The sequence below is a fragment of the Polynucleobacter corsicus genome, from assembly GCF_018688255.1.
Taxonomy (GTDB): Bacteria; Pseudomonadota; Gammaproteobacteria; order Burkholderiales; family Burkholderiaceae; genus Polynucleobacter; species Polynucleobacter corsicus.
In genome coordinates this window covers 2,022,511-2,045,022 of sequence record NZ_CP061314.1, presented here as the reverse complement: position 1 = coordinate 2,045,022, position 22,512 = coordinate 2,022,511, and the positions used below count along the sequence as shown (strand labels likewise).

The window sequence follows — 22,512 nt, the reverse complement described above, 5'->3', positions numbered from 1 at the left end:
ATTTTTAGAGGATTCATTGTAGCGACCCCCTAAAGTTATCCACAAGCCAGAAAAACGTGGAAAACCTGTGGATAACTTGTGAATAACACAAAAAAATCCATATAAATTAATGATTTATTAAACTTCCGCCAAATAAATAGAGAAAAATACCTATATATTCTTCTATACAGGTTGACCTTTTGCTGGCCAACAAGGAAAATACTTGGTTTTGCAGGATGAATCATGAAAAGAACATACCAACCCTCAGTAACACGTCGTAAACGCACTCACGGATTCCGTATTCGTATGAAAACTAAGAGTGGACGCGCGGTATTAAATGCCCGTCGTGCTAAAGGTCGCAAACGCCTCGCCGTTTAATTTAGCAGTTGAATAGCGCCAGGATTTCTGAGTTACTAAAAACACGCCCCAAGACAAGTTTGTGTTGGGGTTTGTATTTGGCTTCTCCGAATCAGGGTGAAAAACCAGATTTAGGTATTGCGGTAGCTAAAAAATTAGCTAAGCGTGCGGTAGATCGCAACCAACTAAAGCGCATGATTCGTGAGTTAGTCAGAAGCGCTCAAACAACAAACCTCAATAGCGATGTTGTGGTGAAGCTAAAAAAACCAATCGGTCGAGAAACCCATGGCAGGCTCCGAAATAAAGAAAAAGAGGGCCTGCGAGCCCAAATTGTGGGGCTAATTTAACGTGCGCCTATTTAACAAGTTGGCCATTCAGGTTGTGAGGCTCTATCAAATAACCCTCAGCTCATTTATTGGCATGCACTGTAAATTTACCCCTTCATGCTCACAATATGCCTGCGACTGTTTTGCTAGTCACGGATTTTTAAAAAGCTTTGGACTGATGCTGTGGCGCATCTTGCGTTGTAATCCATGGTCACAAGGCGGACATGACCCTGCAGTAAAACCAACACCTCATCATCATTAAGTGAATGCAAATGGACTTTAAAAAAACAATTCTTTGGGCGGTCTTCTCCATGTCGGGCCTGTTGTTGTACAACAACTGGCAGGTTCATGAGGGCAAGCCATCGATGTTTGGTGAAGGTATTGTGGGCACCACGCCCGTGGTGGAAAAAGCTCCCACCACCAAGTTGGATATTCCGTTACCAACACAAAATGTTGACACATTAGCGCCAAATCAAACAACTGCGACAGTTGCGGGAACAATCGAAACATCAGAGAAATTTGTTTTGCAAAATGATGTGCTGGTTTTAGAAATTAGCGCCAGCGGCGGCAATATTATTAGCGCGAAGCTACCCAAACAACTAACCGCTGAAAAAACCTCAGTTGAGCTATTTCAGTACACACCAAACCATAAATATTTTGCACGCTCAGGTTTAATTGCCTTGGGCAATTTAGATCTACCAAATCACACCACAACATTTAAGTTGGTGAAGTCTGGTAAAGATGAATCTGGAAAGCCTTTTATTATTTTGGCTAGCGAGCGCAACGGAGTAAAACTAGAAAAGACGTTTGTTCTCAACCCAGGTAGCTATATTGTCGATGTTGGACATCGTGTAACACAAGGCGGCTTGAGCACAACACCGTTAGTTTTGTATACAGAGATTGTTCGAGATCCTTCCCAAGAGCAAAAAATTGGACCTTTCGGCGGAGCATTTTCAGCGAGTACTTTTACTGGTCCTGCCGCGTATACCGAAAAAGAAAAATTCAATAAACTTGAATTCACGGCGATTGATAAAAACAAAATTACCATTCCTACCCAAGTCCCCGCTGGTGATCCAGCTTGGATCGCCATGGTTCAACATTACTTTGCTAGCGCCTGGATTCCTGCTGACAAAGTAGCGCGTGATATTTATGCGGGGAAAATTGACAACAATCTTTACCGCATTGGTATGCAAACACCCTTGGGCGTGGTGTCACCAGGCACAACAGTTGTTGAGAAGGCAAAATTATTTGTAGGGCCACAAGAGGAAAGCGTCCTGGAAACAATTGCCCCTGGATTTGCTTTATTAAAAGATTATGGCTACCTCACTATTATTGCCAAACCTATTTTTTGGCTGCTAGAAAATATCCATGTCTATGTTGGCAACTGGGGTTGGTCAATCATCCTTTTGACCGTTCTGATTAAGCTGGTTTTCTTCCCTCTTTCTGCAGCAAGCTACAAGTCGATGGCACGGATGAAAGAAGTACAGCCACGTTTATTGGTAATGAAAGAGCAATACAAGGGTGAGCCACAAAAACTCAACCAAGCCATGATGGAGATGTATCGTAAGGAAAAAATTAACCCATTGGGCGGTTGTTTGCCCGTAGTGATTCAGATTCCTGTATTTATTTCTTTGTATTGGGTTTTGCTGTCTTCGGTGGAAATGCGCAATGCCCCTTGGATTGGTTGGATTCACGATCTATCAGTTCCTGACCCGTACTACATTTTGCCAATCATCATGGCGGCCTCCATGTTTGTGCAAACCAAACTTAATCCAACGCCGCCTGATCCAATTCAGGCGAAGGTAATGATGTACATGCCTTTAGTATTCTCAGTCATGTTCTTCTTCTTCCCTGCGGGCTTGGTTTTGTATTGGGTGGTGAACAACCTGCTATCGATTGCTCAGCAATGGCAGATCAATCAAATGTTTGGAAAGAAGCCGGCTAAATAAATTTTTAGCCGTTAAAAATATACAAGGAGTGCCCGCAATGATGACGAGAAAGCTGCCCATCATTGCGCTTGCCACCGCACCTGGCAAAGCCGGTGTCGGCGTCATTCGCATTAGCGGGCCTCAGCTTTTACCTATGGCCATAGCCTTATTTAATAAGGCGCTAACACCCAGGCAGGCAAGCTTACTCACACTTCGAGATGCGCAGGGTGAGTCAATTGATCAACTCCTTGCTATTTACTTTGCAGCCCCCGCCTCTTTTACGGGTGAAGATATCTTAGAGTTGCAATGTCATGGTGGGCCACAACTTTTACAGTTGGTCATAAAGCGATGTCTTGAGTTGGGAAAAGATCAGGGCCTAGTAATTGCTGAGCCCGGCGAATTTTCTCTACGAGCCTACCTTAATAACAAAATTGATTTAGCCCAAGCTGAGGCGATTGCGGATTTAATTGATGCACAAAGTGCAGCAGCGGTACGCGGTGCAGCACGCTCCCTACAAGGCGCCTTCTCAAATGACATTAACAGCCTGATTGAAGAGATTACCCAATTGCGTATTTTGGTGGAGTCCACCCTAGACTTCCCAGAGGAGGAGATTGAGTTCTTAGAGAATGCTCAAGCTCGTGAACGCCTAAGCGCTGTAATGCAAAAGTTGTACGCGCTGAGGGAGGGGGCGAAACAGGGCAAGATTTTGCGTGACGGCATCCAGCTGGTTTTGGCCGGCGCACCTAACGTTGGGAAAAGCTCTCTTCTGAATCGCCTAGCTGGCGAGGAAGTAGCTATTGTTACGCCTATCGCAGGAACCACAAGAGACCGCGTCAAGGAGAGTATTACTATCGGCGGCGTTCCTATGCACATCATTGATACCGCAGGCTTGCGTGAAACTAGCGATCTAGTTGAGGCTAAAGGCATCGAAAGATCATGGGAGGCTATTGGGGCGGCGGACCTAGTTATTTTTCTGCAAGATTCAAACGTTACAGAAACAAGTAATAGCGCCGAAATTTTGGAGCTAAAAGTCCAGATATTAAAAGCACTCCCGCCTAAGTGCCCCGTGCTGGAGGTCAACAACAAATCCGATTTATTGGGTAGCCCCATTGCCAACCAGGACGAAAAGCAAGCCTTGTTCATTTCAGCCAAGACGGGCGAGGGCATCGAGGCTCTAAAACAGAAAATTTTAGAGTTGGTAGGTTGGGGTGGATCTCAGGAGGGCGTGATTGTGGCGCGTAGACGGCACTTAGATTGCCTAGATAGGGCCGCTACCCACTTAAATCAATCCCAACAATTTGCCGCTAATGGCAATATATCGCTGGAGTTATTTGCAGAAGAGCTCCGTTTGGCACAAGATCAACTCGGACAAATTACTGGGAAGCTACTCCCAGACGATCTTTTGGGCAAGATATTTAGTCAATTTTGTATTGGCAAGTGAAGGACTTGCCCTTGGCAGGTTTGTCCATAAAAAAGACGCCCGAAATGTTAAAATAACGCGATCAAAAATATTACATTTCATAGGACTCCCATGACCATCAACACCAATGCACCTGAGTACGTAAAAAACCAAAAGCTGATTCAATGGGTTGCAGATGTAGCCGCCCTAACCAAGCCAGACAAAATCCGCTGGTGTGATGGCTCCCAATCTGAATATGATGAATTTTGTGAATTGTTGGTAAGTGTAGGCGTGTTTAAACGTCTCAATCCTGCTAAGCGTAAAAACTCATTCTTAGCCTTGTCCGACCCTGATGATGTAGCTCGCGTTGAGGACCGCACATTTATCTGCTCTGCAAATAAAGAGGATGCTGGCCCGACAAATAACTGGGTGGACCCAATTGAGATGCGCGCCACTCTTAATCCTCTGTTTGATGGCTCCATGCGCGGCAGAACAATGTATGTAGTGCCATTCTCTATGGGTCCAATCGGCTCCCCAATCGCCCACATTGGTGTTGAGCTTTCCGACAGTCCTTATGTTGCCATCAACATGCGGCTCATGACTCGTATGGGTCGCGCCGTTATTGACCAGCTGGGCGCGACCGGCGAATTTGTCCCCTGCATTCATACTGTTGGTAAGCCTTTAGCGGCTGGTGAAAAAGACATGGCTTGGCCTAACAACAAGACCAAATACATCGTTCACTACCCAGAAACGCGCGAAATTTGGTCTTTTGGATCCGGCTATGGCGGCAACGCGCTATTGGGTAAAAAATGTTTTGCATTACGTATTGCATCTAACATGGGGCGTGAGCAAGGTTGGCTCGCAGAGCATATGTTGATTTTGGGCGCAACATCACCTGAGGGTAAGAAATATCACATTGCTGCAGCATTCCCATCGGCTTGCGGAAAAACTAACTTCTCGATGATGATCCCGCCAAAGGGATTTGAGGGTTGGAAGGTAACAACGATTGGTGATGACATTGCTTGGATTAAACCCCGCAAAGATCCGGTTACCGGAAAGACTCGTTTATTTGCAATTAACCCTGAATCAGGATATTTCGGTGTTGCCCCTGGAACAAACCGATTAACTAATCCAAATTGCATAGACTCCCTTGATCAAGACGTTATCTTCACCAATGTTGGCTTAACTGATGATGGTGATGTTTGGTGGGAGGGTTTAACCGATGTTCCCCCGGCGCATTTGATTGATTGGCAGGGCAAGGACTGGACTCCAGCAGACGGCGCTGCTGGACGCAAGGCTGCCCATGCCAACTCACGATTTACTATGGCCGCCACCAATAACCCAGCAGTTGACCCTCATTGGGATGATCCCGAAGGTGTTCCAATTGATGCGTTCTTATTTGGAGGCCGTCGCTCTACCACTGTTCCATTGGTAAGCGAAGCTCGTGATTGGGTTGAGGGTGTTTACATGGCTGCAACAATGGGCTCTGAAACTACTGCAGCGATTACTGGTGAAGTTGGCGTTGTGCGTCGCGATCCTTTTGCGATGATTGCTTTTGCTGGCTACAACATGAGTGACTACTTCCAGCACTGGTTAAATATTGGTGAAAAGCTTGCGGCTGAAGGTGCAGTATTGCCAAAAATCTATTGCGTTAATTGGTTCCGCAAGGATGAGGATGGCAAATTCGTTTGGCCGGGATATGGCGAAAACATGCGTGTTCTCTCTTGGATCTTGGCTCGCGTTGAAGGCGGCGCAAAGGGTTCAGAAACAGTCTTTGGAATCTCCCCGGGGCATGCAGATATGCACTGGGATGGTATCGACTTTTCCGCTGAAAAGTTTGAGAAAGTCATTGCTGCCTCAGTTGATGAATGGAAGAGTGAGCTTAAATTACACTCTGAATTATTTGATCGCTTAGGTGATCGTCTGCCGAAAGAGCTCATAGAGATGCGGGCGAAAATTGAGAAGCGCTTAAACGCCTAGGCCGCCCCTAGAAATTTAAGAAGTCTCTTTAACATTATTATTTAATGACCTCACCCCAACACCATGACATTGTGGTGATTGGGGCTGGCATTGCAGGTGCAAGTATTGCCAGTGAGCTGCTCGAGCGCTGCCAAGAGGTTTGCATTGTTGATTCTGCCCCCCGCCCTGCATCAGCATGCTCAAGTCATGCATACGCCATTGCTCACCCTCATATTGGACGAGGCGCCCCTCGCTTGCTACGCTTAACTCGCATTGCATTTTTGATGGCAGAGGCTCGCTGGGGCCAGACGTGGAATCAGCATGGCATCTTTCAACCAAACAAGAGAGACAAGGCGTTTAGTCGTGATGATGTTGCCAGCTACCTAAAATCACTTGATCTTGATGAGGGCATGGCACAAGCATTTGATGCGGATCAGGCATTACAAATCTGTGGCATTGATCAAGATGGTGTTTGGCTTCCACGGGGCGCGTCGCTCAATTTATCTGAGGCGACACAGGAGGCGCTAAAGCCCCACCCAAAGCTGACATGCTTCTGGAATACTCCTGTGGCTCGACTAGAGAAAGTCGATGCGGGGTGGCAGCTAATGAACTCTCAAGACAAGCCCATCATGACCGCTGGAAAAGTCATTATTGCAGCAGCACTAGAAACTAAAAAATTGGCTGCAAGCATAGACGTACGACTTCCTTTGAGGCCGGTCCGCGGACAGCTAAGTATTTTTTCCGTTGATCAAAATAGTTCGTGGGCGCCAAAGCTCCCGCTTACCGCCATATCTGGCGATGGCTACTGCTTGCCCGCCAAAAAATTGCCCGACGGAAATTATCAGTGGATAGTGGGCTCTAGTTTTGATGAGGGCGAATCGGATCTTCAAGATTGGAATTCAAGTGATGACTTTAATCGAGGGCAAGCAAAAGGATTGGTGAATTACCCAGAGGGCGATACTGAGCAACTTCAAAAGACGGGAAGTTTTGTGGGCGTTCGTTGTGTTGCGGGTGACCGCTTACCGATCATTGGCGCGCTAACTCAACGCCCAGGAATATTTTTGGCAACTGCCCTGGGGTCGAGAGGTGCTCTTTGGTCGGCCTTAGCCGCTAAGCTGATTGCAGCTCAAGTGCTCGAAGACGACTTCGCTTTACTAGCGCGCTTAGGTTTTGCTACAGACTTGGTGGCAGCGCTTGCACCTACCCGCTTCTTTGCTGGAGCTTTAGCTGCAGCCCCCGCTTTGGGTGCTTTGGCTTCAAACTCAAAACCAATTTTGCCATCCGTACCCAAGGCAAGATAAGCCTTAAAGCCACGGCCAGTACGGTTAGATTTGAAGTTGGTTAGCAAATCGGTTTTGCCTTCGGTAAGCAATTTTTGAACTTGCTCTGCAGAAATTTCTTGTTGTAAAACAACCTTACCGGTCTTGAAATCACATGACTTATCTGGGCCGGTGTTTTTTTCGCACAGGTAGCGCATACCATCTTCGTATACAGCACCAGAACACTTTGGACATGCACCTAAAGCCTGTCGGCCAGTAAAGTCGATTGCCTCAGATTCATCCTCTTGAGTGTTGCCAAAGTCAAATTCAAGCTTAAAGCCCGCGTTTGGATAATCAGCATCATCTTCGGGGATTTCACTCAACTTAATAATTGCTGCGAATGGCCTACCTATTTTGCTGCGGAACCCTTGCAGTGGTCCAATCGTTTTTTCGCGCAACAGCTCTTCTACCTCGGGATATTCAAATGCACGGCCACCTGGGGTTTTGCTAATCGTAAATCCACACTTCTCGCATGCAAAGCGGCGATAGTTTTCTTTAACTGAACCTTTGCAGTGAGGGCACGGCGTAGACATGGTCGCATAGTCACCAGGAATGGTATCGCTGTCGTATTCTTTAGCGCGCTTGACGATACGCTGCGTCATCTGTGCAATTTCTTGCATGAAGGTGTCGCGATTCATCTCACCACGCTCAATCAGGGAGAGTTTATTTTCCCAGCTACCCGTGAGATCGGGCCGGGTTAATTCTTCAACATCTAAGCCACGTAAGAGCGTCATCAATTGGAATGCTTTAGCAGTTGGTATTAGCTCACGCGCTTCGCGCACCATATACCGCTCTGCCAGCAGGCCTTCAATAATGGCAGCACGGGTTGCAGGTGTGCCCAAGCCTTTTTCGGCCATTGCTTCACGCATGTCATCATCATCTACCCACTTACCAGCACTTTCCATTGCCGACAACAGGGTTGCTTCTGTGTAGCGGGCTGGCGGCTTGGTTTTTAAAGGAATCGCCGCAATAGATTCATTTTGTACGGTTTCACCCTCTTGCACCGCTACCAATTCATCATCCGCTTGATTAGATCTGCCGTATACCGTCAGCCAACCTGGTGTGACCAGTACTCGACCTTCAGTTTTAAAGTGATGTCCCGACGCTTCGGTGATGCGAGTGGTGACGCGGAATTCGGCTGCAGGATAAAACACTGCCAAGAAGCGACGGACAACCAAGTCATATAGTTTTTGTTCTGGCTCACTGAGGGTCTTTGGAGACTCTAGGGTAGGAATGATCGCAAAGTGGTCGGATATTTTTGAATTATCAAAAATACGTTTGTTCGGTTTGATCCAGCCATATCCTGCCTTGGCTTTTGGGTCCTTAGGATCACCTTGTAAGATTTGTTTTGCGAAGGAGCGATATTCTTGTGAATTTTCAGCCAAGTTTTCCATGGTCTGTTTCACGGTATCTAAATAATCTTCAGGCAAGGCCTTAGCATCAGTACGCGGATAGGTCAGCACCTTATGGCGCTCATAAAGGGCTTGAGCCAAGCCCAAAGTATTTTTAGCAGAGAAGCCAAAGCGCGCATTTGCTTCACGTTGCAGGCTCGTTAAATCAAACAGTTGAGGCGCTAATTGAGTTGCTGGTTTGGCTTCTTCTTTAACGCTCGCTTTTTTATCGCGACACGCAGCAACAATGCTTTGTGCGGCAGCTTCACTCCAGAGACGATTCTCGCGTGCATCAGGAGCCGCAGTATCTTTCTTAAATTTAGGATCAAACCAGCGTCCTTCATATACGCCAGCCGCAGCAATAAATTCCGCTTTCACCTCCCAATAGTCTTTGGAGATAAATTTCCGAATCAGTTCTTCGCGCTCAACTACGATTGATAGTGTTGGTGTCTGTACTCGACCTACTGTCGTTAGAAAGAATCCACCACTCTTGCTGTTGAATGCTGTCATAGCGCGAGTGCCATTGATGCCGACCAGCCAATCTGCTTCAGAGCGGCAGCGTGCCGCATCTGCGAGGGGCTGCATATCAGCATCGCTGCGCAGGGAGGCAAAGCCATCTCGAATGGCTGCTGGCGTCATGGATTGCAGCCAGAGTCGTTTAATAGCCTGCGGTGCTTTTGCATGCTGTGCAATTAAGCGGAAGATCAACTCACCTTCGCGCCCTGCGTCACATGCATTGATGAGTTCATTGATGTCTTTGCGTTTAATGAGCTTTTGCAATACCTTCAGTCGCGATTCAGTTTTAGCGATCGGGCGTAAGTCAAAATAGGGTGGCACAACTGGAAGGTTTGCAAACGACCATTTGCCACGTTTGACATCAAATTCTTCAGGTGCGGCAATTTCCAATAGATGGCCAACTGCGGAGGAGATGACAAAGTCATCGCTCTCGAAATAGTCCTCATATTTAGTGAAGCCACCCAAGGCCTTGGCAATGTCATTCGCAACGGAAGGTTTCTCTGCAATGATCAGGGTTTTAGGGTGATCAACGCTTGAAGTCTTGGGGCTGCTTTTTTTGGTAGATGCTTTAGTTGCCACGCGTTTTGCCTAAATTTGAGCTTGAAATGATGTTTTTATGGGTGAAAACGGGTGACCAATTTAAACCAGATCCTGGCCAGACCTTTTCCACGCCCCTTTTTTATTATTAACCGATAAATTGACAAAAGTCCAAAAACCTCATTTTTGGGGCTTCGGCAAGACCCTATTAAAACCCCCATTTTTCTTAAAATAGTGCTTTAAATGCCTTTAAATGAGGTTTTTGACCATTTTGGCAACTCCTCGAGAATGTCTTGTGGTGATTGAACTAGCTTGGCACCTTGCTGCAGTAGTTGATGGCAGCCTTTAGAGAGTGGGCTGTGTATTGACCCAGGAATTGCAAAAATTTCACGACCAAGCTCACAACCTAGTCTGGCTGTAATGAGCGAGCCAGAGCGCTCGGCCGCCTCAATCACAAGTATTCCAAGGGACAGGGCCGCAATGATGCGGTTCCTGCGCGGAAAGTGCCAAGCTTTTGGCCCTAGACCTGGAGCTAGCTCAGACACCAAGAGCCCGCTGTTGGCAATGGCTTGGGCTAGGCCTAAATGCTCTCGTGGATACACAATATCTAGCCCACTACCGCATACCGCTATGGTTCGATGCCCCTGATTTTGCCCAAGCGCACCTCGGTGGGCCGCCCCATCAACACCCCTGGCCAGCCCGGAAATAACGAGAAAGCCCTCGGCAGATAGGGCTTGCGCAAAATAGTAAGCATTCTTGATCCCTTCTGGACTAGCGGCACGTGAACCCACAATGGCAATCATGGGTAAATCTAATAGGCTTATATCCCCGTATATATAGAGTGAATTGGGTGGATCAGATAAATCCAAGAGACGAGCTGGGTAGTTGGGGGTATTTCGATGAACTTGGATGATGTTTGGATTTTTAGGTGTGCGCATATGGCAATTTTCAGCCTGGGGCTGTAGAGAACTATCGGGACAGTCTGATTACTCTGTTGGATAATTCCGATATGGCTTTATTAACCGTCCTTTGTTATCCAGATCCACGCCTACACAAGGTTGCCAAACCCGTAGCGCTGGTAGATGCACGCATTAAAAAAATTGTGGCCGATATGGCCGAGACAATGTACGAGGCCCCCGGAGTTGGTTTGGCTGCTACTCAGGTAGACGTTCATGAGCGTATTGTGGTGATTGATGTTTCTGACAACCAAGATCAACTCATGGTGTTCATTAATCCAGAATTGGTTTGGGCAAGCCCAGAAAAAAAATCTTGGCGTGAGGGCTGCCTCTCTGTGCCTGAATATTATGATGAAGTAGATCGCCCAGCGGTCGTCCGAGTTAAGGCGCTCGATATCAACGGTAAAGAATTTGAAGTAGAGGCAGATGGCCTGCTATCAGTTTGTTTGCAGCATGAGATGGATCACTTACAAGGCAAGGTATTTGTTGAGTACCTCTCTATGTTGAAGCGCACTCGTATTTCTCTCAAAATGAAAAAGCGCGCAAAAGAATTAGTAGGCGAGCGCTAAGCGCCCAATGAAAATTGTTTTTGCTGGCACCCCGGAGTTTGCTGCACAAGCAATGCGTGCAATAGAAGAGTCGGGCCATCAAATTGTGCTAGCGCTAACGCAGCCAGATCGCCGAGCAGGTCGCGGCATGCATCTTCAGGCGAGCCCTGTAAAAGTGTTTGCACAAGAGAAAAATATTCCGGTATTACAGCCTGAAACACTCAAGCAGAACCATCTAGACTTGCAGAAAAGAGTTGCAGCGCAAGAGGCGTTTCAATATTTATCTGGCATTGATTTTGATGCAATGGTGGTCGTTGCTTACGGACTAATTCTTCCTCAAGCTATTCTTGATCTCGCTTCTCAGAACGGGAGGCATGGTTGTTTTAATATTCACGCCTCTATGCTGCCAAGGTGGCGTGGTGCAGCACCAATACAGCGCGCCATTGAGAGTGGTGATGCCCTCACGGGTGTGAGCATCATGCAAATGGATGCGGGCCTCGATACTGGCGACATTGTTCTAGTGGGCGATCTAAAAATCACACCTCAAGAAACGAGTGCATCACTTCATGATCGTTTGGCAGCCTTAGGTGCCGAGTTGATGGTCAAGACTCTGAATGATTTAAATGCAGGTATTGCAATCGCAAGAACTCCGCAGCCTGTAGAAGGAGTTACTTATGCAGAAAAAATATTAAAGAGTGAAGCTGAAATTGATTGGGATTTAAGTGCTATAGAAATCGATCGCCGTATTCGAGCATTCAATCCATTTCCTGGATCCACCGGTAGTTTGAATGGTGAGCAAATGAAGTTTTGGAACTCTTGTTTGCCTAGTAAGGTGCAAATATATCAAGACGCCGTTCCAGGTCAGGTCTTAGACTTTAGTAGAGATGGCGCGTATGTTCAGTGTGGAGATGGCGTGATTGAAATCTTAGAGATGCAAAAGCCTGGCGGAAAAAAAATTAGCGCGGGCGCTTGTTTGCAGGGCTATCGTACGCAGGAAAAAATAATGCAGTTTAAGAAAGAGTAATTTGACCGATCAAAAAATATCACGCAGTCTTCCGCTATCAGAGGCAATCACTATTTCTGCGCAAGCAATTGGCGAGGTGATGGTAGGTCGATCACTTACCGAAGTGTTAGATCAGCTGGACGCCCATGAGCGGCCTATTGTTCAAAGTCTCACATTTGATGCCTTACGCAAGTGGGTGAGATCACACGAATTCATTCAACAATTTATTCCCAAGACGCCCCCACCAGAGGTAGAGCACTTATTAAGTGTTGCGATTGCTTTATTTTTGCAAAGTGGATCTGATGGCAAGGGTTATGCAGCGCATACGATCGTTGACCAAGCTGTAAAAGCTTGTAGCGAATATGAGCCCACAATGTATGCCAAAGGCCTAGTGAATGCAGTGCTTCGCAAGGTAAGCCTCGCGGTGCAGGCTGAGAACGAAAAGCCTTATCCACCAGACCCTGTTCCCATGTTTTTCCCGCCCTGGTGGCGAGCTAGCCTGAAGCGAAACTATTCAAAGGCTTGGCAAGCAATGTTGATTCAGCAAGGCCGGCGGGCACCTTTGATTTTGCGGGTAAATGCTCAACAACATACGCGTAAGGAATATCAAGAGTTATTGCATGAGGCTGGTATCAAAGCCGAAGCGATCGATAGTATCGCTGGGGTCACATTAGAGTCTGCTTTGTTATTACACGAGGCCTTGCCAGTTTCAGACTTACCGGGCTTTTATAGTGGCGCAGTTTCTGTTCAAGATGCAGGGGCACAAATTGCAGCTGTATTGCTCGATCCAAAACCGGGTGAGCGCATATTGGATGCCTGTGCTGCACCTGGCGGAAAAACTGCCCACTTACTAGAGTTGGCGCAATGCGATATGACTGCTTTGGAGCTCGACGGTGAGCGTCTCGGAAAAATCGGCGGCAACTTAGACCGCTTGCGTCTGCAGTCTGATGCCGTTCGCGTTGTGCGTGGCGATGCCTCAAAGGCAGCATGGTGGGATGGCAAGTTATTTGACAAAATTCTTTTGGACGCACCTTGCTCTGCCTCGGGCATTGTTGCAAGGCACCCAGACATTCCATTTTTGCGGCGTGAGGCGGATATTAAGGCTTTGCAACTGAGGCAGCGCGCTATTCTGGAGCAAGCCTGGAAGATCCTGAAGGTCGGTGGCACACTTTTGTATGTAACTTGCTCTGTGTTCCCAGAGGAGGGTGAGGAGCAGGCAACATGGTTCGCTGAAGAGCATGCTGATGCATTACGATTAAGCGCACCGGGGCAAATTTTGCCTGCTGAGCTAAATGACGGTTTTTACTATGCTTTGTTTAAGAAAAATGGGCCATGAGCCAAGGCATTAAACAATTCACCCTTTGTGTCTTGATGGCCCTGAGCCTATTTTCTGTCGCGGCAAGTGCAGAGGGAATCAAGCTCAAGACTGCTGATCTGGAGCGGGTGGATAACGATTGGCTTCTGAATGCCACATTTAAGATCGAGCTAACCCCGGGCTTAGAGGATGCCGTTCAAAAAGGCGTAGTTTTATATTTTCAAACTGAGTTTGATGTGACGCGGTCACGTTGGTACTGGTTTGATGAAAAGCCTGCGCTTGCTCAGCGATCAACCCGCCTTTCTTATCAGCCAATGACTCAGCAATACCGTATTGCTTCTGAAGGCTTTACTTTTTCTGCAAACACGATATCTGAGGCTTTGCAGGCCGTGGGAAGTATTGGGGGTTGGCGGGTAATTGATGGCGGCCAAATTGATTCGAGCAAGTCTTACACTGCAGCGTTAAAGATGAGCTTGGACTTAAGTAAGTTGCCCAAACCATTTCAGGTAAATGCGCTCAACAATCGCGATTGGAATGTCACAAGCGACTGGGTACGCTTTCCGTTTTCACCAAACGGCCCTAACTTGATTAAACGATGAAGATCTCTTTAGACTTCATTGGGTCAAATGCGTTTGAGAAAGACGCCTGGAAAAGGCGTGCGTTGCCCACGGCGATGGTGTTGATTGGTGCTTTTGCGCTTTTATTGTTGGCACTCTTGTCAATTGCAACATCTAATACCGAGTTTTTTGATAACTACTTTATTTGGCTTTATGCAGCTAATGTGGTGGTTGGTATTTGTTTGACTTTAGTCATTTTGACCTTAGTGATTGTCATCGCAATTCGTTGGCGAAAGGGATATTTCGGAACACGCCTAGTGGCAAAGTTGGCAATGATTTTTGCTTTAGTTGGGGTTGTCCCGGGATTGATTTTGTACGGAGTTTCTCTACAGTTCGTATCCCGCAGTATTGAAACCTGGTTTGATGTTCAGGTAGAGTCCGCACTAGATGCAGGCCTTGAATTAGGGCGCGTTACCTTGCGAGTTGCTCAAGAAGAAATTCTGTCTGAGGGAAACTATATAGCTGAGCAAATCGTCAGCGTTCCACCTGGTACGACTACCGATCAGGTTGGCACCATGGTGATGAAGGTTCGTAATCAATTCGGCATTCAAGAGGTAAGTCTATTTAACATACAGCGCAGCCTAATAATGACAAGTGAGTCAAGGCCCAACAAATATTTTCCTGCGCCCAGCCCCGATGTAATTGCAGATGCGTTTAAAAAGAAAGGCATTACCTTCATAGACCAAATTGAAGTGGATGGTGGTAAACGCGGCTATCGAGTAAGAGCGATTGTGCCGATTGTTCGTAAAAAACAGGCCTCTGGCAAAGATGTCGACGATAAATATATTTTGCAGTTGGTGCGATTCATCCCTGGGCCATTGGCTAAGAACATTGTTGCGGTTGAGTCGGCCTATGGCGACTATCAAGAGAAGTCATTGGGACGGACAGGCTTACGAAAAATGTTTGTGGGTACGCTGACCTTAACCTTGTTCTTTGCTTTATTTGTTGCCGTTACTTTGGCCTTAATTCTGGGTCGTCAGCTGGCCCGGCCCCTACTGATGCTTTTAAAAGGAACGCAGGCTGTTGCTCAGGGTGATTTATCACCTAAGCCCGAGTTAGATACGGGTGACGAGCTGGGAATGTTGACGCGTCAATTTAATGTGATGACTCGTCAGCTTGCTGATACTAGAACCTCCCTACAAGAATCCAAATCATTTTTAGAGACAGTATTAGGCAATTTAACCGCCGGAGTTTGCATCTTCGATAAGAATTTCAATATGGTTTCAAGTAATGCCGGTGCTGATCGTATCTTTGGGCAAGATTTAACGCAAATGGATGGGCGTCCTTTAAGTGATAGCCCCAGCCTTATCGAGTTTGATCATGCGATTAAAGAGGGCTTTGCCACTATGAAGCTGGCTGTTGGCATAGAGGGCGGTCAAGCGGCAAAAGATAAAAATACATCAGTACCAGTATGGCAAAAGCAGATTCAGCTTCATAGTACAAACGAGTTTGAAAACGAGCCTGGCGTTACTTTGTTTATCCGTGGAACTGAATTGACGGCAGATTTGCGCATGGTGGTGTTTGATGACATCACCGACGTAGTGAGTGCGCAGCGCTCGATTGCTTGGAGTGAGGTGGCTAGACGTCTAGCACACGAGATTAAGAACCCACTCACCCCAATACAGCTTTCAGCAGAGAGGCTGCAGCATAAGCTGGCTGGTAAGCTGAGTCCTGAGCAGGAAGAGATGATGAATCGCAGTACGGAAACCATCATTGGGCAGGTACAGGCTATGAAGCAGATGGTGAATGACTTCAGAGACTTTGCTAAGACGCCAAGCCCGCAATTGAGACCTGTCTCGATCAATACTTTGACGCAAGAGATTCTGGGCTTGTATGAAGGAAGCCCCATAAAGACCCATCTGGACCCACGCGTCCCAAATATTATGGGCGACCCTACGCAACTCAGACAAATTATTCACAATCTTTTGCAAAATGCCCAAGATGCTACTCTTGAGGGCGTTCATCAATCAGAGCCGGTTGAAGTAAAAACAGAATTAGTGCCTTATGGCGAATTGAATGGCGTGCCACAAAATGCGGTGCGTTTAACAATAAGTGATAGCGGTTCAGGTTTTCCAGCTAAGATAATGGCAAGAGCCTTTGAGCCCTATGTAACAACGAAGAGTAAGGGCACTGGATTGGGATTGGCGGTGGTGAAGAAGATCGTAGATGATCACGGTGCCAAAATCGAAATCCGGAACCGCATGCAGGCGGATGAGGTAATCGGTGCAAAAGTATCAATATTGTTTATGAATCTGGCAAAAGAGGCAGCATAAGAATGGCAAGTATTCTGGTGGTCGACGATGAGATGGGTATTCGTGAGCTTCTCAATGAGATTCTGACGGATGAGGGCCATACCGTGTATGCGGCTGAGAGTGCTATGCAGGCCCGTACAATTCGTGAACAAATGCGCCCAGATCTTGTCTTGCTGGATATTTGGATGCCAGATGTCGATGGAATTAGTTTATTGAAGGAGTGGTCTAAAACTGGGCAACTCACCATGCCTGTGGTGATGATGTCAGGACATGCCACGATTGACACAGCTGTTGAAGCTACGCGTATAGGCGCACTCAATTTCTTAGAAAAGCCAATTGCACTCCAAAAGTTACTCAAGACGGTGAGTAAGGCCCTGGAAAGCTCCCCCAAGTATGTTGAGTCCGCCGAAGAAAAAGTGTCAGTGACGCCTTCATCAAGCCCAAGTACAAAAGCAGTGGTCAGTGAACAAGCCTCTCAAGTTCAGAGTAGTGAGTACATCAGTGGAATTGCAAAAACCTATTTTGATTTGCCGCTTCGTGAGGCTAGGGACTTATTCGAAAAAGCGTACTTCGAACATCAAATGATCATCATGGGTGGCAGCATGACCAAAATTTCTGAATACACTGGTCTCGAGCGGACTCATCTATATCGCAAGCTAAAAGCTCTAGGAATCGATACCTCGCGCAATAAAGCTGAACAATAAGGCCTTCCCATCATTGCCGCGAATGATCTAGAGGCTGTTGATGTAGTACATGGCATCACCGTTGCGACGGATAATAGCGCCCATATCATTTCGGAATTATTCCCATGGAAATAAAGGTTAATTTTCTCGACAAGCTGCGCCTTGAAGCCAAGTTTGATGACTTCACGGTGATTGCTGATCAGCCCATCCGTTACAAAGGTGACGGTTCAGCCCCGGGACCTTTTGATTATTTCTTAGCGTCGTCAGCCCTGTGTGCGGCCTATTTTGTGAAGCTATATTGCGATACGCGCAATATCTCAACCGAGCACATTCGCCTATCTCAAAATAATATTGTCGATCCAGAAAACCGTTACCAGCAGATTTTCAAAATTCAAGTTGAACTGCCGGAAGACATTTCTGCCAACGATCGTCAGGGCATTGTGCGTTCCATCGAGCGCTGTTCCGTGAAGAAGGTCGTGCAAGCAGGCCCAGAGTTTGTCATTGAGGTGGTTAAAAACCTAGATGCAGATGCTCAAACTTTATTGGCTTTAAAGCCAGACTCAAACTCGAGCACTTACATTGCTGGCAAGGATTTACCGCTAGAACAAACTATTGCCAATATGTCTGGCGTATTGGCTAATCTGGGGATTAAGATTGAGATTGCCTCATGGCGTAATTTAATTCCGAATGTATGGTCTTTACATATTCGCGATGCCCACTCACCAATGTGTTTTACCAATGGCAAAGGGTCTACAAAAGAAAGCGCCCTTGCTTCAGCTTTGGGTGAGTATATCGAGCGACTGAGCAATAACCATTTCTACGCGGGCGCATTCTGGGGTGAAGAGATCGCCAATGGCGTTTTTGTCCATTACCCAAATGAGCGTTGGTTTAAGCCAGGCTCTAAAGATGGCTTACCTAAGGAAATACTGGATGAGTATTGCCTGGGTATTTTTAACGCTGATGGCGAGCTACGTAGCTCGCATTTAATTGACACCAATTCTGGTAATGGCGAGCGCGGGATTTGTTCCTTGCCATATGTGCGCCAGTCCGATGGTGAGACTGTATATTTTCCATCGAATCTGATTGAAAACCTCTATGTCAGCAATGGCATGAGCGCTGGCAATACACTGGCCGAAGCCCAAGTGCAATGCTTATCTGAGATATTTGAGCGAGCAGTTAAACGTGAAATCCTTGAACGTGAAATTTCCTTGCCAGATGTTCCGCAGGAGGTGCTTGCAAAGTACCCCAGTATCTTGGCAGGCATTCAGGGCCTTGAGGAGCAGGGCTTTCCAGTGCTGGTCAAGGATGCTTCACTAGGTGGTGTATATCCAGTCATGTGCGTTACCTTGATGAACCCAAGAACAGGTGGAGTATTTGCTTCATTCGGTGCACACCCCAGTTTAGAGGTGGCGTTGGAGCGGAGTTTGACTGAGCTACTGCAGGGGCGCAGCTTTGAGGGTCTCAACGATTTGCCCACACCCACTTTTGCAAGTGAAGCGGTCACTGAGCCAAATAACTTTGTTGAACACTTTATTGATTCGAGCGGCATCGTCTCTTGGCGCTTCTTTAGTGCAAGATCAGATTACGATTTTGTTGAGTGGGATTTTTCTGGCAAAGGTGAAAACTCGAATGAAGAAGAGGCGGCAACCTTGTTCGGCATTCTTAAATCTATTGGCAAAGAATCTTACGTTGCAGTCTATGACCAGCTAGGGGCAATTGCATGTCGAATCTTGGTACCAGGCTATTCTGAAGTTTATCCAATTGAAGATTTAGTTTGGGACAATACGAATAAAGCATTGTTGTTCCGTGCCGATATTTTGAATATATCGACTTTAGATGATGCAAGCTTAGGCGCACTACTTGAGCGCTTAGAAAATAATGAGCTGGACGAGTACGGCGATATCGCCACACTAATCGGCATCGAGTTTGATGAAAATACCCCTTGGGGCCAGCTAACAGTATTGGAGCTAAAGCTACTCATTCATCTTGCCTTAAGGCAACTTGATGAGGCCCATGAGCTCGTTGGCGCTTTTCTTCAGTACAACGACAATACAGTCGAGCGCAAATTGTTTTATCAGGCCTTAAATGCAGTTTTAGAGATAGCGCTAGCTGATGACTTGGAGCTTAATAACTACATAGTCAATTTACGAAGAATGTTTGGTAACGAGAGAATGGATGCTGTAGTGGGGTCCGTAGATGGAGCTACTCGCTTCTATGGTTTGACCCCCACCAGCATGAAGCTGGAGGGCCTCGATAGGCATCACCGCTTGATTGATAGCTATAGAAAATTACATACTGCGCGAGCTAAAACCATGGCGCCTACTGACTAAGGTTTTTTAACCCGCTCGCTCCAAAGCTGCCAAGGACGTCCAATAGTCTTTTCAATAGTCTCTTGAGATGCTGTTGCCTCGCCAGGTGTGAGGTATTGCACTGTGCCCATTTTCATTGCTTCGGACTGAATGCTGGCATTCTGAATGGCATAAACAGATCTGAACACAGCTTTTTTAATGGAGTCAGCACCCGCTGCATAACCGTGGCCACGCATTAGCACAAAGTACTGTAGTCCCATGGTTTTTGATAGAGCATCTCCCAGATCATTATTGCTAACAAACATATCTGTATCAATATTAGGCTTTGCAAAATTTCGGATCTCAAATATTGGCGCACCCTCGCCCAAAAATGCACTCATATGGTAGACAGGCTTTAAGGTAGATCCAGTCATGCCATATGGCAGTATTGGAGCGGCATGTCCATGAATTACGGAATTAATATCAGGGCGATTGCGCAATATGCCGCTGTGAATAAATCGCTCGCCGTAGGCTGTTCGAGTATCACCATGCAAGGCTTTGCCATTCATATCAAATTCCATAATGTCCGCAACAGTCACAACTGAAGGGGCAACGCTTCTGGCCAGGAAGAAAGTGGTGGGATTGTTTGGATTTCGAATACTAATATGACCATATCCATCTACTGCATTCTGGTCATACAAAATATGGTTTGCAAGTACAAGCTCCTCCACCGCAGCTTTCACTGCTGGCGATTCTGCCATTTGCTCCTGAACATTAGCTGCTTGTGCAAGTAGAGGCACCATAAAAGATGCAAGACATAGGAATTTAAATAAGCGATGACAATTCATTATTCAACCTTACCAATTTTTTTTACAACATCAATCATTTGAGCTGATTCCTTATCCCAATACACCTTAAATTCTGGTGCATCTAGATATTGAATTGGACTACCAGCACCATTAATTACCGATCGGACACGATCATCATTTGCTGCAAGTTTGGCTACTTCGCGTAGCTTGCTCGTGATTACATCGGGAGTTGCGCTAGGAACAAATAAGCCCGCCCATTGAGCAAACTCGATCTTTACGCCCATCTCCTTGAAGCTAGGTACTTCAGGCATGCTTGCTAGTCGTCCATCGCCCCAATGCGCGAGAGCTCGAACCTTGCCGGCTTTAATTTGTTGAACGATGGACGATGGCCCGGTAGCCAAAGCATCTACCTGGCCACCTAATAAACCAATAATGGCTGGGCCGGCCCCGGTATAAGGAACATGAACCATAAAAAACTTTTCGGATGACTTCAGCATTTCCATTGGTGCATGCATCGTCCCATAATTTCCGGAGGAGCCAAAATTGTATTTGCCTGGATTTGCGCGCATCGCCGCTACAAACGATTTATAGTCCTTCCATGGGCTGTCTGTCCTGACAACCAATACTGTTGGGTCGGCAGTAAAGCGCGCAATTGGTTTTAACTGGTTCAATTGAAAAGACTGCTCTCGACCAACCACCTTATCTGCTTCAGGAATAATGGAGATCGAAGAGAGCGCCATCAAAATTGTATAGCCATCAGGCTTAGATTTAGCGACAGATGCCATGCCAATACCACCACCAGCACCGCTCTTGTTCTCAACAATAACCGACTGCCCCAGAATGCGTGACATAGCTTCAGCAACAGGTCTGCCTACAGCGTCTGCTACGCCCCCAGGTGGGAATGGGACGACCATGGTGACTGGCCGGGTTGGCCATGCTTCCTGAGAAAAGCCATGGGGAGAAAATAAGGCTAAGCTGGCAAGCATTAAGCCGGAAACAATTTTTTGTCTCATAGTATTTACTTGGTTATTATTTGATTTCCTTTTTACTCTACTACAATCTTGAGCATTAAAACCTAGGGTTTTTAAGACAAAATCCCAAATGGAGACAAAACCATGAAATACGCTACATTTTCTCTGCTCAATGACCCCAGTAAAACCCGGATTGGCTCAATCTCTGAGGATGGTAAATCTGTTGAAGAGTTGGATTTGGGTGTAGATGTCAGCGAGGATGGCGTAGTGGCAATATTGCGCGCAGATTTAGCGGGAAAGTTATCTAAGCCAGTGGCAACCCATGCATTTTCCGCCATTCGCTTGTTAGCTCCAGTCCCAAGACCCAGAAGAAATATCTTTTGTGTAGGAAAAAATTATCATGAGCATGCAAAAGAATTTTCTAATAGTGGATTTGACGGTAGCGCTAAGCCTGGTGAAGATATTCCGTCACATGCCATCTTTTTTACGAAGCCTCCTGAATCTGTTACGGGGCCTAATACGAATGTCATCATTCCCACTGCAGTTTCAACAGCAATTGATTACGAGGCTGAATTAACCATCATTATTGGCAAGGGTGGAAAAGGTATTAGTGAGGCTGACGCAATGAAGCATGTATGGGGCTACACTGCCATCAATGATGTGACTGCTAGAGATTGGCAGCAGCGTCATAAGCAATGGTTTCTTGGTAAGAGCTTTGACACTTTCTGCCCTATGGGTCCTTGGGTCGTTACTGCTGATCAAGTTAATGCAGAGGATATTTCAGTGAAATGCTGGGTGAATGGTGAGTTACGCCAGAACTCCAACACGAAGGATCTGATCTTTGATATCCCCAACATGATTGCAACAGTTTCCGCTGGCATTACTCTTTATCCCGGCGATATCATCGCCACCGGCACTCCCGTAGGTGTTGGAATCGGATTTAAGCCGCCAAAATATCTAGTGAATGGCGATGTGGTGGTGGTAGAAATGGGTGGTATTGGCAGGCTGGAAAATACCTTTATTGCAGAATAGGCGCCGATATATTTTGGCTGACCCGGGGAATCCTAAAGCCATCAAATCGACACAACCCACCTCAGCCAGCATGTTTTTCAGGCAGAAGCACAGTTTCATTTATAATTCCAGCTCTTGGCCTGGTAGCTCAGTCGGTAGAGCAGAGGATTGAAAATACTCCTACGGTAGTCAAAAGCCCAATGTTTATATGCTTCGCAGGGCGATAGCAAAGTGGTGCGTGACACGCTGTGTGACACAGTGACACTAAAAAACTTACACAGTAAAAATATTTACAAGCGTTTTCTATTGATACAGCGCAGAAAAAAATATTGCTTGGTGTGTTGAAAA

Annotated in this window: 18 protein-coding genes and 1 pseudogene; 15 read left to right on the top strand and 4 right to left on the bottom strand. The window is 46.6% G+C overall.

Going from position 1 to position 22,512, the window contains the following annotated elements:
- Window positions 1-222 precede the first annotated feature (222 nt).
- From rpmH to mnmC1, 7 genes and pseudogenes are all read left to right on the top strand, one after another.
- Window positions 223-357, top strand: a complete 135-nt coding sequence (gene rpmH / locus C2747_RS10530) for a 50S ribosomal protein L34 (protein ID WP_011903922.1) — start codon at window positions 223-225, stop codon at window positions 355-357.
- A gap of 77 nt (window positions 358-434) precedes the next feature.
- Window positions 435-683 carry a ribonuclease P protein component gene (rnpA, locus tag C2747_RS10525; RefSeq protein WP_251374765.1) on the top strand — a complete coding sequence of 83 codons (249 nt, stop codon included), beginning with the start codon at window positions 435-437 and terminating at the stop codon, window positions 681-683.
- 1 nt (window position 684) lies between these two features.
- Complete coding sequence (yidD, locus tag C2747_RS10520; protein WP_215331739.1) at window positions 685-924, top strand: membrane protein insertion efficiency factor YidD; 240 nt, start codon at window positions 685-687, stop codon at window positions 922-924.
- A gap of 10 nt (window positions 925-934) precedes the next feature.
- Complete coding sequence (gene yidC, locus C2747_RS10515; RefSeq protein WP_215331738.1) at window positions 935-2,611, top strand: membrane protein insertase YidC; 1,677 nt, start codon at window positions 935-937, stop codon at window positions 2,609-2,611.
- A 40-nt stretch (window positions 2,612-2,651) separates the two neighbouring features.
- On the top strand, window positions 2,652-4,031 hold the full coding sequence (gene mnmE, locus C2747_RS10510; RefSeq protein WP_215333175.1) for a tRNA uridine-5-carboxymethylaminomethyl(34) synthesis GTPase MnmE: 1,380 nt from the start codon (window positions 2,652-2,654) through the stop codon (window positions 4,029-4,031).
- 90 nt (window positions 4,032-4,121) lie between these two features.
- Window positions 4,122-5,969 carry a phosphoenolpyruvate carboxykinase (GTP) gene (locus C2747_RS10505; protein ID WP_215331737.1) on the top strand — a complete coding sequence of 616 codons (1,848 nt, stop codon included), beginning with the start codon at window positions 4,122-4,124 and terminating at the stop codon, window positions 5,967-5,969.
- 44 nt (window positions 5,970-6,013) lie between these two features.
- Window positions 6,014-7,015: pseudogene (mnmC1, locus tag C2747_RS10585) on the top strand (FAD-dependent 5-carboxymethylaminomethyl-2-thiouridine(34) oxidoreductase MnmC1); the annotation flags it as partial.
- A gap of 59 nt (window positions 7,016-7,074) precedes the next feature.
- Here the strand turns inward: mnmC1 and C2747_RS10500 are convergent.
- Window positions 7,075-9,753 (bottom strand): DNA topoisomerase III, encoded by a 2,679-nt coding sequence (locus C2747_RS10500; protein ID WP_433915497.1) that lies wholly within the window; start codon window positions 9,751-9,753, stop codon window positions 7,075-7,077.
- 197 nt (window positions 9,754-9,950) lie between these two features.
- A complete protein-coding gene (gene dprA, locus C2747_RS10495) occupies window positions 9,951-10,649 on the bottom strand; it encodes a DNA-processing protein DprA (protein WP_215331736.1) in 699 nt (232 codons plus the stop codon).
- A 71-nt stretch (window positions 10,650-10,720) separates the two neighbouring features.
- Between dprA and def the strand changes: the two genes are divergently transcribed.
- From def to C2747_RS10460, 7 genes are all read left to right on the top strand, one after another.
- Window positions 10,721-11,236 (top strand): peptide deformylase, encoded by a 516-nt coding sequence (gene def, locus C2747_RS10490; RefSeq protein ID WP_215331735.1) that lies wholly within the window; start codon window positions 10,721-10,723, stop codon window positions 11,234-11,236.
- Window positions 11,237-11,243: 7 nt separating this feature from the next.
- Window positions 11,244-12,239 (top strand): methionyl-tRNA formyltransferase, encoded by a 996-nt coding sequence (fmt, locus tag C2747_RS10485; RefSeq protein WP_215331734.1) that lies wholly within the window; start codon window positions 11,244-11,246, stop codon window positions 12,237-12,239.
- Between the two features lies 1 nt (window position 12,240).
- Window positions 12,241-13,554 carry a 16S rRNA (cytosine(967)-C(5))-methyltransferase RsmB gene (gene rsmB / locus C2747_RS10480; RefSeq protein ID WP_215331733.1) on the top strand — a complete coding sequence of 438 codons (1,314 nt, stop codon included), beginning with the start codon at window positions 12,241-12,243 and terminating at the stop codon, window positions 13,552-13,554.
- Window positions 13,551-14,132 (top strand): DUF4390 domain-containing protein, encoded by a 582-nt coding sequence (locus C2747_RS10475; RefSeq protein WP_251374764.1) that lies wholly within the window; start codon window positions 13,551-13,553, stop codon window positions 14,130-14,132. Before rsmB ends, C2747_RS10475 begins: the two co-directional genes overlap by 4 nt.
- Window positions 14,129-16,423 (top strand): sensor histidine kinase, encoded by a 2,295-nt coding sequence (locus C2747_RS10470; protein WP_215331732.1) that lies wholly within the window; start codon window positions 14,129-14,131, stop codon window positions 16,421-16,423. The genes C2747_RS10475 and C2747_RS10470 overlap by 4 nt, the downstream gene beginning before the upstream one ends.
- A gap of 2 nt (window positions 16,424-16,425) precedes the next feature.
- Window positions 16,426-17,106 carry a response regulator gene (locus tag C2747_RS10465; RefSeq protein ID WP_215331731.1) on the top strand — a complete coding sequence of 227 codons (681 nt, stop codon included), beginning with the start codon at window positions 16,426-16,428 and terminating at the stop codon, window positions 17,104-17,106.
- A 104-nt stretch (window positions 17,107-17,210) separates the two neighbouring features.
- Window positions 17,211-19,415 carry an OsmC domain/YcaO domain-containing protein gene (locus C2747_RS10460; RefSeq protein ID WP_215331730.1) on the top strand — a complete coding sequence of 735 codons (2,205 nt, stop codon included), beginning with the start codon at window positions 17,211-17,213 and terminating at the stop codon, window positions 19,413-19,415.
- On the opposite strand, the gene C2747_RS10455 is transcribed toward C2747_RS10460, so the two are convergent.
- Together C2747_RS10455 and C2747_RS10450 are read right to left on the bottom strand one after the other, a co-directional pair.
- Window positions 19,412-20,176 carry a class II aldolase/adducin family protein gene (locus C2747_RS10455; RefSeq protein WP_215331729.1) on the bottom strand — a complete coding sequence of 255 codons (765 nt, stop codon included), beginning with the start codon at window positions 20,174-20,176 and terminating at the stop codon, window positions 19,412-19,414. The genes C2747_RS10460 and C2747_RS10455 overlap by 4 nt on opposite strands.
- Before the next feature lie 44 nt (window positions 20,177-20,220).
- Window positions 20,221-21,195, bottom strand: a complete 975-nt coding sequence (locus C2747_RS10450) for a Bug family tripartite tricarboxylate transporter substrate binding protein (RefSeq protein ID WP_215331728.1) — start codon at window positions 21,193-21,195, stop codon at window positions 20,221-20,223.
- Between the two features lie 102 nt (window positions 21,196-21,297).
- Between C2747_RS10450 and C2747_RS10445 the strand changes: the two genes are divergently transcribed.
- Window positions 21,298-22,185, top strand: a complete 888-nt coding sequence (locus C2747_RS10445; RefSeq protein ID WP_215331727.1) for a fumarylacetoacetate hydrolase family protein — start codon at window positions 21,298-21,300, stop codon at window positions 22,183-22,185.
- Window positions 22,186-22,512: the final 327 nt, after the last annotated feature.